Below are 14,002 nucleotides of genomic sequence, written 5' to 3'. Positions count from 1 at the left end.
GTTCAGTTCCGCTTGATCGCGAAGCTCGCCATATAGGCTTCGGGCTGAGTCGGGTCGAAACGCTTGCCGAGGATGGTCTCGACGCGCATCGGATTGGCCGGCACCGCCATGCCGAGGTCGCGCATCACGCGGCCGGCATCCAGCGCCAGGAAGGTCTGCTCCGCCACCGCACGCCAGTCCACGTCGCGCTGCAGCTGGTTCCAGCGGCGCATCTGCGTGAGGATCCAGACCGCCATGGAGTGATAGGGGAAGGGATCGAAGCCGATGCGGTTGGGCTGGCGCACGACCTGGCCCAGGCCGTTGGCGAAGGTGCCGGTCAGCACCTGCTGAACCACGGTCAGCGGCTGGTTCAGGTAGTTCGGCCCATGGATGGCGTTCGCCACCTCGACGCGGTTTGCCTGGTTGTCGGAATAGGCGGTGGCTTCGACGATGGCGCGCAGCAGGGCGGCATAGGTGTTGGGCGTGTCGGTGATCATGCTGCGCGGCACGGCGAAGGCGCAGCAGGGGTGCCCGTCCCACAGCTCGCGCGTCAGGATGTGGATGAAGCCCACGCCGTCGAAGACCGCGCGCTGGTTGAACGGATCCGGGCCAAGGAAGCCGTCGATGTTGTCGGCGCGGAGGTTCGCCACCATCTCGGGCGGCGGCACGGCGCGGATCTGGATGTCGCGATCCGGGTCGAGGCCCGCTTCGGCCACATAGGCGCGCAGCAGGTAGTTGTGGATCGAGAAGTCGAAGGGCACGGCGAAACGGAAGCCGCGCCAATCCTTCGGGTCACGCTTGTCGCGATGCTTGTTGGCGAGCGTGATGGCCTGGCCGTTGATGTTCTCGATGGCGGCCACCGAGAAGGGGATGGGGTTCGCCACGCCCACGCCGAGCGACATGGCGACCGGCATGGGGGCCAGCATATGCGCCGCGTCATACTCGCGCGCGATGGAGCGGTCGCGGATCACGGCCCAGCCGGCCGTGCGGATCACCTCCACATTCAGGCCCTGGCGACGATAGAAGCCCATCGGGTCCGCCATGATGATGGGCGTGGCGCAGGTGATGGGGATGAAGCCGATCTTGAGATCGCGCTTCTCGGGCGCGCCCGTCGCCGTGTTGCTCCCCTGGGCCAGGGCTTCGCGCGCATTGCCGAGCGGCAGCACGCCCTCCAGCGCCGCCAGCAGCGTGCCGGCACCGAAGGCGGTCAGCATCGCGCGGCGGGTATTGGCCTCCGGGAAGGCGGCGCGGATCGCGGCCTCGTTCACCGCGCGGCCAAGTTCGCCCGTGCCATCCCCCGGCGCCTGCTCGACGCAGTTGAAGCCGGCGGCGTGGCTGGTGCCGCAATCGCAGAGACGGTTGAAAAGCTGGGCCATCGGGCGCTCCCTGGTGTTGGGCGCGCCTATGCATGTCCTGTGCCAGCGCGAGAGGGCGCTGCTCTCTCGCGCTCTCCCGGCCGCAAACCTGGTTTCCTGCACCTTCGGCCGGCAGCCGCCGCCGACGCCGCCGGATCATCCGCCCAAAATCTGGGCAATCTCAGACGACGGGGCTGCGCCCGCCATCCACATTGATGGCGGTGCCGGTCACATAGCCGCCCTGCTCGCTCGCCAGCATCAATGCCATGGCGGCGAATTCCTCCGCCTTGCCGATGCGGCCGAGCGGGACGGAGCGGCCCTGCTCCTCCTTCCACTCCTCCCAGGTGATGTTGCGCTTGTCCGCCGCGTGGCGGCGCACCCATTGGTCGCTCTCGATGATGCCGACCAGCAGCGCGTTCACCAGCACATTGTGCGGCGCGTATTCATTCGCGAGCGCCTTGGTCAGCGCCATGCCCGCCGCGCGGCTCACGGAAGTTGGCGTGGAGGTGGCGAGCGGCGCCTTGGCACCGATGTTCAGCACATTGATGATGCGCCCCCAACGGCGCTGCTGCATCCCTGGCAGCACCGCACGGCAGAGGCGGACCGCCGCCATCAGCTTGAGGTTGAGGTCGTCCTCCCAGAGCGCGTCGCTGATGTCCATGAAGGGCCCGCGCTGCGAGGTGCCGGCATTGTTCACCAGGATGTCGATCGGCCCGATCGCCGCGGCGGCCGCGGCGGCCGCCGCGGCGCAGCCCTCGGCGGTGCGGATGTCGGCCGGGATGGCGGCGACGCGCGCTGCAGGGGCGGCGGCCTGGATCTCGGCCTTCGCGGCCTCGAGTGCATCCGCCCCGCGCGCGACGAGAGCGACATGCCCGCCAGCCTTGGCGAAGGCCAGCCCCATGGCGAGACCAAGCCCCTTGGAGCCGCCCGTGATCAGGGCCTTGCGGCCATCGAGGGTGAGTTGCATGTGCCGATTCCTCCGTGCTTGGAGGCTATGGTGCCTGCCAATCCGGCCCATCGTAAAGCCAGGCCATGCCCTCCCAGGCGGCCTCGGGCGGGCGGCCCCGCAGCATCGCGTCGCGCAGCTCGGCGCGCACATCGGCGGCGTGGTAGATCTCGCCATAGATCCGCGCCATGGATTGCACGCGGCCGGTGCGTAGCACGCGGGCCTCCTCATAGGCCGCGAGCGCCTGTGGCAGCGGCAGCGCATCGAGCATGTCGGCAAGGCAGAGCGCATCCTCCAGCGCCATGTTCGCGCCCTGCGCCAGGTATTGCAGCATGGGGTGCGCGGCATCGCCCAGCAGCACCGCGCCGCCATCCTGCCACCCGCGCTTCGGCTCGCGGTCGCAGAGCACCCAGTATTTCCAGGTCTCGATCTTCCCGAGCATGGCGCGCACCTCGGGCCGCGTGCGGGCGAAGTGCTTCTTCAGCAGCACCGGATCGCCCGCCTGGTCCCAGCCCTCGGAATACTCCGTGCTGTGGAAGACGGCGACGAGGTTCATCAGCTCACCGCGCCGCAGCGGGTAATGCACCAGATGCAGGCGCGGGCCGGCATGCAGCACCACCTCGTCGCGCGGGATGCCGTCGGGCACCTCGCCCATGGGCAGCACGGCGCGATAGGCGATATGGCCGGAGACGACCGGCTTCTCCGCCCCCAGCATGGCGGTGCGGATGCGCGACCAGAGGCCATCCGCGCCGATCACGAGGTCCCCACGCTCGCTCGAGCCATCCTCGAAATGGAGCGAGACCTGGGCGCCGATCCGGCTGTAGTCGCGCGCGGCGCGGCCAGTGGTGAGCGTGATGGAGGGGTGCGCGGCGCAGGCCGCCAGCAGCACGCCGTGCAGGTCGGCGCGGTGGATCACCGCATAGGGCTGCCCGAACCGCGCGAGAAAGCCCTCGCCCAGCGGCACGCGCGTGATCTCATGCCCCTTGAGGGCGCAGCGCATCACCAGCGCGCCGGGGATGGCGACGCGGTCGAGGATCGCCTCGCGCAGGCCAAGCCGGTCGAACATCTTGAAGACATTGGGGCCGAGCTGGATGCCGGCGCCAATCTCGCGGAACTCCGCGCTGCGCTCGAAGACGCGCACCTCATGCCCGCGCCGGGCCAGCGCCAGCGCGGCGCCCAGCCCGCCGATGCCACCGCCGGCGACGAGGATCCTCACGCCACTTCCGCCAGAACGGAGGGGTGGAACAGTTCTTCTGGCGTCAGGTCCCGCGCGGCCAGGCCATCGGCGCGGGCGAAGCCGATCATGGCGGCGATCTCCTCGCGGTTCTTGGCGAAGCCATAGGGCCAGACATCGCCGCCCATCGCGCGTTCCTGCTCCTCCATCGCGGCCGCGATCCACGGCAGCGAGACGCGCAGCACGTTCACGAGGCGCAGCTCTTCGAGCGAGAGGCGGCGCGCCTCGGCGAAGGCGCGGAACAGCACCAGCGGCAGCCAGGGATTGGCCGCGGCCACGTCGCGCCGGACAGCCAGGCAATGCATGATGGGGAAGAAGCCGGTCTGCGCGAACCAGGCCTTCTCGGCCGTGGGATAATCGGGAAACAGCCGCGCGATCTGCGGATGCGGCGCGGGCGGGCGGGGACCGATCATCGCATCCACGCGGCCCTCGCGCAGCGCCTGCTCGGGGCTCTCGCCGAGCGGCGCCACGTCGTAGCCGTCGGGCAGCGAGATCGCGATGCGCTCGGCGCCGATGCGCCAGCGGATGGCCTTCGTGTCCACGCCATGCGTCTCGCGCAGGATGCCGCGCACCCAAAGCGCCGCCGTCTGCTGGTATTCCGGCAGGGCGATGGTGCGGCCGGCGAGGTCCTCGGGCCGGGTGATGCCGCGATCGGTGCGGATGTAGATGGCCGAATGCCGGAAGGCGCGAGAGAGGAAGACCGGCACGCCGATATAGGGGCTGTCGCCGCGCGCCGTGGTGGTGATGTGGCTGCCCATCGAAAGCTCGGTCACGTCGAAGGCCTTGTCGCGGAGCGCGCGCTTGAAGATGTCCTCCGGCTCGCCCGGCAGGGCGATGAATTCCACGCCCGGGATCTGCACGCGCCCGTCCAGGATGGGCCGCGTGCGGTCCGAAAGGGTGCAGGCGAGCGTGATGCGCAGCTTCTGGGTCATCGGATCAGATTCTCTGGGGTGAAGGGCAGGCGGTCGGGCCGGATGCCCAGCGCCTGGTGGATGCCGCCCGCAATGGCGGCGATGCTGGGCGCCATGCTTGCCTCGCCGGCGCCGAGCGGCGGCGCCTCGGGCCGCTGGATCAGGTTGACCGTCACCCGCGGCACGTCGCGGAAGCGCAGCACGGGGTAGCCCTCCCAGCTGTCGGAGGTGATGCGCGCGCCATCCGTCCTCGCCTGTTCGTGAAGTGCCACGGAGACGCCATGGATGGCGCCGCCCTCCAGCTGGTTGATCGCGCCATCGGGGTTGATCACCTCGCCCATGTCGGCGGCGACGTGGAGCGAGAGGCAGCGCACCCGTTCCTCCGCGCGGATATGGGCCGCGACGGCGCACCAGGCGCCGGTGTTCTTGTAGCGCGCGACGGCGATGCCCAGGCCCTCATTCTCCGGCAGGGCGCGGCCCCAGCCGGCCACGCGCGCCGCCTCGCGCAGCACATGCGCGGCGCGCTCATCGTCGCAATGACGCAGGCGGAAGGCGATGGCATCCTCGCCGGCCAGCGCGGCCAGTTCGTCCATCACGCTCTCGATGGCCCAGACATGGATGAGCGCACCGAGGCCGCGCAGGGCGGAACTGCGGATCGGCATCTCCGTCAGCCGCGTCATCGTGGCCGAGAGGCCCGGTACGCGGTAGAGCGGCACCATGTTGCGCTGCGCACCGCCGCCACCCGCCAGCGGTGGGTTGATCGCGGGCGGGATGGGCTGGCCACTCGGCAGCAGCGGCGCCGCCAGCAGCACGGGCGTCTTCACGCGCCCCGGCCGCCCCGAATGGCCGTTGGAGCGCGCATGCACGCGCCAGGAGGCGAGGGTGCCGGACGCATCCAGCCCCGCCTCGATCTCCACCAGCATGGCGGGAGAGAGCGGCGCCTGCGCCAGTTCCTCCGCGCGGGACCAGAGTACACGGATGGGCCGGCCCGGGCGGAGCCGCGCGCAGATCGCCGCATCCAGCGCCACGTCATCCGCGCCATTATGGCCGTAGCAACCCGCCCCCTCGACATGCTCGACGATGATGTTCTCCGCCGCCATGCCGAGCGCGAGGGCGAGGTCGGAGCGAAGATTGTAGGGCCCCTGCGTGTGGCTCCAGACGCGCATCACGGTGCCGTCGAAGGCCGCGATGGCGCAGCAGGTGCCGACCGATCCATGCGCGATGAAGGGGCGGAAGAAGCGGCGCGTGATGCGGCGAGCCGCGGGCGCGGGCGTGCCGTGTTCGGCCACGACGCTCTCCTCGCCAGGCGCCGCCTCCAGCCAGCGCGGCCAGTCGGTGGGCAGGCCCGCCCCCTCGCTCCAGCGCGCCCCGCGGGCGGCGCGTTCGGCCAGGCGCTCGGCCTCCGCCTCCGTGTCAGCGATCACGGCCAGCACATCGCCGTCGCGCAGCGCGCCCGGGGGGGCTTCCAGCAGGCGCGCGCCGGGCGCGGGCGGGCGGATCATCCGCGCGTGAAGCTGGCCCGCAAAGCGCAGGTCCTGGATGAAGCGCGCCTCGCCGAAGACCTTGGCCGGCAGGTCCAGCCGTGGCGCCGAGACGCCGGTGACGCGCCGCGCCTGGGGTGGCTTGGGCCGCGCATCGGGCGAGGCCTCCACCTCCAGCAGGTCGCGCTCAGCCAGCGCGCCGTAGGAGCCGACAGGCCCCTCGGGCCCGAGGAACACGCCGTTCTCGACGCGCAGATCCTCGATCGGCACGCCACTCGCCTGCGCCGCCACGGAGAGGCAGAGTGCGCGCGCATCGGCGCAGGCATGGCGCAGCGCCATGCCGCCCTCCTGGATGGAGAGGCTGCCGGAGGTCACGGCCTCGTTCGGGCTGCGGCCGGTGATGGTGGGCGCGACGAGGATGCGCTCCAGCGCCACATCCAGCTCCTCGGCGGCAATCTGCGCGAGCGCGGTCAGGATCCCCTGACCCAGCTCCACCTTGCCCGGATGGATGGAGACGCGGCCATCGGCATGGAAGGTGAGCCACATATCGAGGCGGCGGTTGAGGTGCAGGCTGCCGGGCAGCTTCGGCCTGTCATCCGGCCCCGTGCCCCCGAAGGCGAGATTCATGCGCGCATCTCCCGGGCAGCGCGCAGGATGGCGCGGAGGATGCGGTTGTGGCTGCCGCAGCGGCAGAGATGCCCCTCCAGCGCCACGCGCAGCGCCTCCTCATCCGGCGTCGGATTCTCGCGCAGGAAGGCCGCGGCCGTGACGATGATGCCGGACAGGCAGAAGCCGCATTGCCCCGCCTGCTCCTCCAGGAAGGCGCGCTGCAGGGGATGCGGCGCGGCGCGCGTGCCCAGCCCCTCCAGCGTCGTCACCGCACGGCCCGCCACCGCCTCGACCGGCAGCGTACAGGCAGGCACCGAGCGCCCCTCCAGCAGCACATGGCAGGCGCCGCAGGCCTCGGCGCCGCAGCCGAAGCGCGGGCCGTTCAGCAGAAAGTCGCCGCGCAGCGCATGCAGCAGGCTCATGCCGCCGGGATGCGCGACCGCGGCGCCGTTCAGCGTGAAGCGGATCATCCGCCCGTGATCCTCCGGATCAACCCGGCGTGATCCGCGCCATGCGGATCCATTCCCGCTGCCGCTCGATGTCGCGCGTGACGAAGTTGCCGAAATCCTCGACCGACATGGGCAGCGGTTGCGCGCCCGCCGCCGCCTGGCGCTCGCGCGTCTCGGGGCGTTCGAGGATGCGGTTCACCTCGGCATTCAACCGGTCCACGACGGCGCGCGGCGTCCCGGTGGGTGCCATCAGCCCGAGCCAGATCGAGGCCTCGTAGCCCGGCAGCGTCTCGGCCACCGCCGGCAGCTCGGGCAGCAGCGGGTTGCGCTGGGGGCCGCTGGTGGCGAGGCCACGCACGCGCCCGGCGGCGATCTGCTCGCGCATCGTCGGGATCGCGTCGAACATGATGGGCACCTGGCCGGAAATCACGGCGGTGCGCGCCTCGTTCGAGCCACGGAAGGGGATGTGCTGCATCTGCACATCGGCCATGGCGCGGAACACCTCGCCCGCGATGTGATAGGGCGTGCCCGGCCCGCTGCTGGCATAATCGTAGCGCCCCGGATTGGCCTTCAGCAGCGCGATCAGCTCCGGCACATTCGTCGCCGGGATCGAGGGATGCACCACCAGCGCGTGATAGGCCACGTTGATGGCGGCGACGGGCGCGAGGTCGCGCATCAGCACATAAGGGCGGTTCGGCAGCAGCGTCTCGTTCGCCGTGTGCGTGTTGCTCATCAGCAGCAGCGTCTGGCCATCGGGCGCGGACTTCACCACCTGGTCGGTGCCGATGGTGGCCCCCGCGCCGGGCCGGTTCTCGACGATGAAGGGCTGGCCGAAGGCGGCGGCGAGCGGCTCCGCCAGGAAGCGCGCCGCGACATCGGCCGAGCCGCCAAGGCCGAAGGGCACGATGATCCGCACCGGGCGCTGCGGCCAGGGCGGCGTCGTTCCCTGCGCGGCGGCGCCGCCGGCCATGAGCAATGCGGGCGCGGCAAGCAGGAATGGGCGGCGGTTCAGCATGGCGGTTTCTCCCTCCTCGCTACATCGCCCGCGGTCCCCGACCCCGCAAGTGGGACTTGCACGCGCAAGCTGTCGCCGTCATAGATTTCACCAAGGCAATCAAACAGCCATTCAGGGAGAACGTGATGATCGAGCTGACCATCAACGGGCAGGCGCGTCGCCTCGACGCCGCGCCCGACATGCCCCTGCTCTGGGCCCTGCGCGACATCCTGAACCTCACCGGCACGAAATATGGCTGCGGCATCGCGCAATGCGGCGCCTGCACCATCCACCTGGACGGCCAGCCCGCCCGCGCCTGCCAGACCACGCTGGCGGACGCGGCCGGCAAGCGCATCACCACCATCGAGGGCCTGCACCCCGAGGGGCGCCATCCCGTGCAGCTCGCCTGGATCGCGCAGCAGGTGCCGCAATGCGGCTATTGCCAGTCCGGCCAGATCATGGCCGCCGCCGCCCTTCTGCGCGAGACGCCCCGCCCGACCGACGCCGAGATCGATGCGGCGCTGGAGGGCCATATCTGCCGCTGCGGCACCTATCAGCGCATCCGCGCCGCCGTTCACCAGGCGGCGCAGGCGGGGGGGCAAGGGTGATGGCCATGCTTGACCGCCGCGCGCTGCTGCAATCCGCCCTGCTCGTGCCCCTCATGGCCGATGCAGCCCTGGCCCAGGCGCCCGCGGCGCCGCCGCCGCCCACGATCGCCGGCACGGGCGGCAATGGCACGCTGAGCGGCTTCCTCCGCATCGCCACCGATGGCCGCGTGACCCTCTTCACCACGACGAGCGAACTCGGCCAGGGCACCCATACCGCGCATGCGCAGATCATCGCCGATGAGCTGGGCTGCGCCCTCGAGGCGGTGACCGTCACCGTCGGCCAGCCCGAGCCCGCGCTGCGGCTCGCCGGCGTGAACGAGATGTATACCGGCGCCTCCTTCGGCATCCGGCAATGGGCGCCACGCCTGCGCCGGGGTGCCGCCGCCGCGCGCACCGTGCTGGTGCAGGCCGCCGCCCAGCGCCTGGGCGTGCCGGCGGATTCGCTGAGCGTGGCGGAGGGCCGCGTCCTGCATGCGGCCAGCAATCGCGCGCTCACCTTCGGCGAGCTGGCCGAGGCCGCCGCCCGCCTGCCGCTGCCCGAAATGCCGGCGATGAAGCCGGCCTCCGAGCGGCGGGTCAGCGGCAGCAACGCGCCGCGCGCGGACATCCCGGCCAAGACGCGGGGTGCGGCCACCTATGGCGTCGATGTGCGCCTGCCCGGCATGCTCTTCGCCGTCGCCCGCCTGCCCGAGGTCTTCGGCGCGGAACTGGACAGCTTCGACCCGGCACCCGCCCTCGCCATCCCCGGCGTGGTGCAGGTGGTGCCCATTCCGCGTGGCCTGGCCGTCGCCGCCACCACCACCTGGGCCGCGATGCGCGGTGCCGAGGCGCTGGTGGTGCGCTGGAAGGCGACGCCGCATGACAATCTCGATTCCGCCGGCGTCTCCGCCCGGCTGCGCGCCGCGCTGGAGCAGCCCCAGGCACAGCGCCCGCGCAATGACGGCGACTGGGAGGCGGTGCGCGCCGCCGCCGCGCGCGTCGTCTCCGCGACCTATGAGGTGCCCTACCTCGCCCATGCGCCGATGGAGACGGAGAACGCGACGGTCCGCATCACGGGTGATCGCGCCGAAATCTGGGCACCGACCCAGCACCAGGATTGGTGCGTGCGCGACGTCGCGGCCGCGCTGAACATCCCGCCCGCGAACGTGACGATGCACACCACCTATGCCGGCGGCGGCTTCGGCCGGCGCCTGCATGTGGAGGTGGTGGCGCAGGCCGCGCATGCGGCGCGTGCGCTCGGCAGGCCCGTACAGCTGATCTGGTCGCGCGCCGACGAATTCGCGCAGGGCTATTACCGCCCTGCCTTCGCCGCGAAGATGGAGGCGGCGCTCGACGCCTCGGGCCGCGTCACCGGCTTCAACATCCGCGGGGCCGGTGGCTCGGTCATGTATGACTACCGGCCCTGGCTCTTCCGCAACCCGAATTTCATGGACCCCTTCGCGCTGCAGAGCGTGACGGATACGCGCTATCGCTTCGGCCAGGCCTTCCGCGCCGAATATGCGCGCGTGGACCTGCCGCCCAAGGTCTGGCTCTGGCGCTCGGTCGGCTCCTCGCAATACGGCTTCTTCGTCGAGAGCTTCCTGGACGAGGTCGCCGCCGCAGCGAACAAGGACCCGCTCACGCTGCGCCGCGAGTTGCTGGCGCATGACGCGCGCGCGCTGGCCGTGCTGAACCTGGCGGCCGAGAAGGGCGGCTGGGGCACGCCGCTGCCGCCCGGCCGCCATCGCGGCATCGCCTACATGGAGGCCTATGGCAGCCTCTGCGCCGAAGTGGCGGAGATCTCCATCACGCGCGGCGAACTCACCGTCCACAAGGTGACGGTCGCCTATGACTGCGGCGACGTGATCAACCCCGACACGGTGGCGGCGCAGATGCAGGGCAGCGTGGTCTGGGCGCTGTCGGCCATGAAGCATGAGGCGGTGACGCTGAAGCAGGGGCGCGCCGAGCAGCGCAATTTCGACAGCTACCGCATCGCCCGCATCAGCGAGGCGCCGGTGGTGGAGACCCACATCATCCGCAGCGGCCAGCCGCTGGGTGGCGTGGGCGAGCCCGGCGTGCCCCCGCTGGCGCCCGCCGTCTGCAATGCGATCTTCGCGGCGACCGGCAAGCGGGTCCGGCAATTGCCGCTGGCCGGCCAGGACCTGACGCGCGCGTAGGCCGGCCGAAGGCCCAGGACACTCTGTTTCCTGGCGGGGTTGGCCGCGCAGCGGAGACAACGCGAGAGGGCAAGCCCCTCTCGCAAAACGGCCCTTACGGAATGAAATCCGGCCGCGGCAGCGCCAGATAGGCATCGCGCAGGGCCTGCGACCACCCGTTGCGGATGGTCTGGTAGTAGGGATCGTCATCCGTGAAGCGCCGGCGCGAGGCGATGGCGCATTCGCCCGTGCGGATCACCGCCATGTCGAGCGGCATGCCGACCGAGAGGTTGGAGCGCAGCGTGCTGTCCATGCTGATCAGCGTGAGTGCCACGCCCATGACGAGCGAGGTCTGCGGCGTCAGCACGCGGTCCAGGATGGGCTTGCCGTATTTGTGCTCGCCGATCTGCAGGAAGGGCGTGTCGTCCGTCGCCTCGATGAAGTTCCCGGCGGAATAGATCAGGAAGAGGCGCTGCGGCCCGCCGGCGATCTGCCCGCCCAGCAGCAGGCTGCAATCGAAGCCGAGGCCTTGCGCGCCCAACGCCGGCCCATCCTGCTGCGCGACCAGCCGCACGGCGGCGCCCACGAGCTGGGCTGCGCTCACCATGTCCGGCACGTCGGTCAGGCGCTGCTGCACGCCATTGTGCCAGACGCCGGCCTGGAGGTGATTGACCACCGCCTGGGTGATGGCGAGGTTGCCGGCCGTCATCAGAACCAGCGCGCGCTCGCCCGGCTGTTCGACCGCGAACATCTTGGAGAAGGTCGAGATGTTGTCGAGGCCCGCATTGGTTCGCGTGTCGGAGAGCATGACGATGCCCTCATTCACCGAAAGCCCCACGCAATAGGTCATTCCCCGCCCTCCGAATCAGGCGGGGAGGATGCCCGATCAGGCGCGGATGTAGAAGGCCTGGACCGCCTCGCCGAGCTCGGCCGTGTTGATGATCATGGCGGTGAGATACTCGTGCAGCCCCGCCTCCATGATGTCCTCGATGCGGCCCTGGCGCAGCTGCGCGCGCAGCTCCTCCGCCAGGCGGTGCGGCTCGCCACGGCGCCCATCCTGCTCGGCCGCGATCAGGTCCAGCACCTCGCAGACGCGGTTGAAGCTGGCGACGAGGCTGCGCGGCAGCTCGGGCCGGAGGATCAGCAGCTCCGCGATGCGGGCCGGCGTGATCCGGTCCCGGAAGACCCAGTGATAGGCCCGCAGCGCCGAGAAGGATTGCAGCACGGCCTGCCACTGGCCATGCGCCACGGTGCTCTCCGCGGCGCTCTCCAGCACCTCATGCTTCACGTCGAGCAGGCGGGCGGTGTTGTCCGCGCGCTCCAGCGCGGTGCCGAGCTGGACGAAGAGCCAGGCCTCGCCGCGCAGCATGGTGTCCATCGAGGCGCCGTTGAACAGCAGCACCCGCTCGCGCACCCATTCGAGGAAGCCCGGCAGCTTCTCGCCCTGGAAATCCGCGGGGCCGATGCGGCGCAGATGATTCCAGCTGTCCGACATCGCGCTCCACATGTCCACCGTCAGCGCGGTGCGGACGGTGCGCGCATTGTGCCGGGCGGCGGCGAAGCAGGAGATGATGCCCGAGGGGTTGTCGGGGTCGCGGACCAGGAAGTCCACCACGGCCTCCTCGGTCACCTCCCGGTGCTTCTGGAAGAAGCCGGGCTCGCAGCCGGCGGCAACCAGGAGGGCGCGCCACTCGTCGCCCTCATGGTTGAGCTCGGCGGTGAGCCCCGCCATGCGCGAGGCGACGGAGAGGCCGCGCGCCACATTGGCCGCGCGCTCGGTGTAGCGGCCGAGCCAGAAGAGGCTGTCGGCGGTGCGGCTCAGCATGCGGCGGCACCCCCCATGGATTGCGATTGGGATTGCGAGGGTGCGGGGTCGGCCTCCAGCACCCAGGTGTCCTTGGTGCCGCCACCCTGGCTGGAATTCACGACGAGAGAACCCTCGCGCAGCGCCACCCGCGTCAGCCCGCCGGGGACGATCCGCACCGCATCCTTGGTGCTGAGCACGAAGGGGCGCAGGTCCACATGGCGTGGCGCGATCCCCTGCTCCACCAGCGTCGGCACGGTGGAAAGCGCCAGCGTGGGCTGCGCGATGTAGTCCTGCGGCTTGGCGCGGATGCGGGCCGCGAATTCATCGCGCTCGGCCTGGGTCGCATGCGGCCCGATCAGCATGCCGTAGCCGCCCGAGCCCTGGGCCAGCTTCACCACCAGCTTGTCGAGGTTGGCAAGGACCTCCTTGCGGTCCTCCTCGCGCTCGCAGAGCAGCGTGGGCACATTGGCGAGACGCGGTTCCTCGCCGAGATAGAAACGGATCATCGCCGGCACATAGGGGTAGATCGCCTTGTCATCGGCGATGCCGCAGCCCGGCGCATTGCACAGCGCGACATTGCCCGCACGGTAGGCCGCGATCAGCCCCGGCACGCCCAGCATGCTGTCGGGGCGGAAGGCCTTGGGGTCCAGGTAGTCGTCGTCGATGCGGCGATAGATCACGTCCACGCGCTTCGCCCCCGCCGTGGTCCGCATGTAGACGATGTCGTCCTCGACGAAGAGGTCGGGGCCTTCCAGCACCTCCACGCCCATCTCATCGGCCAGGAAGCAATGCTCGTAATAGGCGCTGTTGAAGGAGCCGGGGGTGAGGATCACCACCGTGGGGTCGGGCCCCGCGCGCTCGGGCGCGGCCGCCTTCAGCGTCGCCAGCAGGTCCTCGGGGTAGCGGTTCACCGGGGCGATGCGGTGGCGCGCCATCAGCCGCGGAAAGAGGCGCAGCATCGCCTCGCGGTTCTCCAGCATGTAGGAGACGCCGGATGGCGTGCGGGCATTGTCCTCCAGCACGTAGAACTGGTCGGGGCCGGTGCGGACCAGGTCGATGCCCGCGATATGGGTGTAGATGCCGCCGGGCGGCAGGAAGCCCTGCATCTCAGGCCGGAACTGCTCATTGCCCTGGATCAGGTGGGCGGGAATGCGGCCGGCGCGGATGATCTCCTGCTTGCCGTAGATGTCGGCCAGGAAGGCATTGAGCGCGCGCACCCGCTGGGTGAGCCCGGCCGAGAGCGTCTGCCACTCCGTCCGCGCCAGGATGCGGGGGATGATGTCGAAGGGGATGAGGCGCTCGGGGTCGCCGCCCTCGCCATAGACGGCGAAGGTGATGCCGACGCGGCGGAACAGCACCTCGGCCTCGGCCCGCTTGGCGGCGAGGTCGGCGGGCGGCGTCTCGCGGAGCCAATCGGCGATGGCGGCATAGGCGGGGTGGAGGGAGGCGCCCTTCCCCATCTCGTCGAAGGCTTGGCTCGTCATGCAACCTGAT

At 70.7% G+C, this 14,002-nt stretch carries 12 protein-coding genes; 2 read left to right on the top strand and 10 right to left on the bottom strand.

Annotation, left to right across the window (positions count from 1 at the left end; translation table 11 throughout):
* Window positions 1-2 precede the first annotated feature (2 nt).
* The 7 genes from R9Z33_RS10870 to R9Z33_RS10840 all read right to left on the bottom strand — a co-directional run bounded on the left by R9Z33_RS10870 (window position 3) and on the right by R9Z33_RS10840 (window position 7,979).
* On the bottom strand, window positions 3-1,355 hold the full coding sequence (locus R9Z33_RS10870; protein WP_318651316.1) for a CmpA/NrtA family ABC transporter substrate-binding protein: 1,353 nt from the start codon (window positions 1,353-1,355) through the stop codon (window positions 3-5).
* Window positions 1,356-1,515: 160 nt separating this feature from the next.
* Window positions 1,516-2,301: an SDR family NAD(P)-dependent oxidoreductase gene (locus tag R9Z33_RS10865; protein WP_318651315.1), complete on the bottom strand. Its 786-nt coding sequence runs from the start codon at window positions 2,299-2,301 to the stop codon at window positions 1,516-1,518.
* Window positions 2,302-2,326: 25 nt separating this feature from the next.
* Entirely contained in the window at window positions 2,327-3,496 is a 1,170-nt protein-coding gene (locus R9Z33_RS10860; RefSeq protein WP_318651314.1) for a 3-hydroxybenzoate 6-monooxygenase, read from the bottom strand.
* Window positions 3,493-4,446 (bottom strand): substrate-binding domain-containing protein, encoded by a 954-nt coding sequence (locus R9Z33_RS10855; RefSeq protein WP_318651313.1) that lies wholly within the window; start codon window positions 4,444-4,446, stop codon window positions 3,493-3,495. Before R9Z33_RS10855 ends, R9Z33_RS10860 begins: the two co-directional genes overlap by 4 nt.
* Window positions 4,443-6,533: a xanthine dehydrogenase family protein molybdopterin-binding subunit gene (locus R9Z33_RS10850; protein WP_318651312.1), complete on the bottom strand. Its 2,091-nt coding sequence runs from the start codon at window positions 6,531-6,533 to the stop codon at window positions 4,443-4,445. Before R9Z33_RS10850 ends, R9Z33_RS10855 begins: the two co-directional genes overlap by 4 nt.
* A complete protein-coding gene (locus tag R9Z33_RS10845) occupies window positions 6,530-6,985 on the bottom strand; it encodes a (2Fe-2S)-binding protein (RefSeq protein WP_318651311.1) in 456 nt (151 codons plus the stop codon). Before R9Z33_RS10845 ends, R9Z33_RS10850 begins: the two co-directional genes overlap by 4 nt.
* Window positions 6,986-7,004: 19 nt before the next feature.
* On the bottom strand, window positions 7,005-7,979 hold the full coding sequence (locus R9Z33_RS10840) for a tripartite tricarboxylate transporter substrate binding protein (RefSeq protein WP_318651310.1): 975 nt from the start codon (window positions 7,977-7,979) through the stop codon (window positions 7,005-7,007).
* Window positions 7,980-8,104: 125 nt separating this feature from the next.
* On the opposite strand from R9Z33_RS10840, the gene R9Z33_RS10835 reads away from it, so the two are divergent.
* The gene (locus R9Z33_RS10835; protein ID WP_318651309.1) at window positions 8,105-8,566 is read left to right on the top strand and encodes a (2Fe-2S)-binding protein; all 462 of its coding nucleotides are present in this window, start codon (window positions 8,105-8,107) and stop codon (window positions 8,564-8,566) included.
* A 5-nt stretch (window positions 8,567-8,571) separates the two neighbouring features.
* A complete protein-coding gene (locus R9Z33_RS10830) occupies window positions 8,572-10,722 on the top strand; it encodes a xanthine dehydrogenase family protein molybdopterin-binding subunit (protein ID WP_318651308.1) in 2,151 nt (716 codons plus the stop codon).
* A 94-nt stretch (window positions 10,723-10,816) separates the two neighbouring features.
* Here R9Z33_RS10830 and R9Z33_RS10825 read toward each other — a convergent pair whose 3' ends face one another.
* The 3 genes from R9Z33_RS10825 to R9Z33_RS10815 are packed head-to-tail and all read right to left on the bottom strand — an operon-like array spanning window position 10,817 to window position 13,992.
* Window positions 10,817-11,551 (bottom strand): peptidase, encoded by a 735-nt coding sequence (locus R9Z33_RS10825; RefSeq protein WP_318651307.1) that lies wholly within the window; start codon window positions 11,549-11,551, stop codon window positions 10,817-10,819.
* A gap of 36 nt (window positions 11,552-11,587) precedes the next feature.
* The gene (locus tag R9Z33_RS10820; protein ID WP_318651306.1) at window positions 11,588-12,526 is read right to left on the bottom strand and encodes an alpha-E domain-containing protein; all 939 of its coding nucleotides are present in this window, start codon (window positions 12,524-12,526) and stop codon (window positions 11,588-11,590) included.
* A complete protein-coding gene (locus R9Z33_RS10815; RefSeq protein ID WP_318651305.1) occupies window positions 12,520-13,992 on the bottom strand; it encodes a circularly permuted type 2 ATP-grasp protein in 1,473 nt (490 codons plus the stop codon). The genes R9Z33_RS10820 and R9Z33_RS10815 overlap by 7 nt, the downstream gene beginning before the upstream one ends.
* Window positions 13,993-14,002 lie beyond the last annotated feature (10 nt).

Source organism: Sediminicoccus rosea, from assembly GCF_033547095.1.
Classification (GTDB): Bacteria; Pseudomonadota; Alphaproteobacteria; order Acetobacterales; family Acetobacteraceae; genus Roseococcus; species Roseococcus rosea.
This window is presented reverse-complemented; position numbering and strand designations above follow the sequence as displayed.